This is a genomic window from Veillonella parvula (assembly GCF_001553335.1).
Taxonomy (GTDB): Bacteria; Bacillota; Negativicutes; order Veillonellales; family Veillonellaceae; genus Veillonella; species Veillonella parvula_S.
The window spans coordinates 1-509 of record NZ_KQ960809.1 but is presented as its reverse complement, the minus strand read 5'-3'; the positions used below and the strand labels follow the sequence as shown (position 1 = coordinate 509).

The window sequence follows — 509 nt, the reverse complement described above, 5'->3', positions numbered from 1 at the left end:
GAGGTCGGTGGTTCGAGTCCACCTAGGCCCACCAGTTGGCTCATATAACTTGAAATACACTTTTGTGTAGAGTACAGACATTAAGAGCTAAAATAATAGGAAAAGCTTATAAAAGATAACGGATTCTTCGGAATGGATTATCGAGACTTAAGTGAACCCATTACGGGGGCGTAGCTCAGTTGGGAGAGCACCTGCCTTGCAAGCAGGGGGTCAGGAGTTCGAATCTCCTCGTCTCCACCATTTAGTATTTAACAGCGAGTCTGTGATTTACTAATTGTTTGTTCTTTGAAAACTGCATAGAAGATAATTATTATATATTTGTAAGGTCATCTCTTAGAATTTCTAAGTAGGTTGACCCGAGCACATAGGAAATAATTCTCTGACTTAATGGTGACGTACATGTAAAATGTACGGCTACAAAAAACGACAATGTATCTAATGCATGTCAATGAAATCTAAGAGATTTTCATCAGAAGATGTAAAATAAGTAAAGATTTTAAGGGCGTACG

General features: G+C 38.5%; 1 tRNA gene. It reads left to right on the top strand.

Annotated features, from left to right (window positions below):
- The first annotated feature begins 164 nt into the window (after positions 1–164).
- Positions 165–240: transfer RNA gene (locus tag HMPREF1865_RS08545), tRNA-Ala, on the top strand.
- Positions 241–509: the final 269 nt, after the last annotated feature.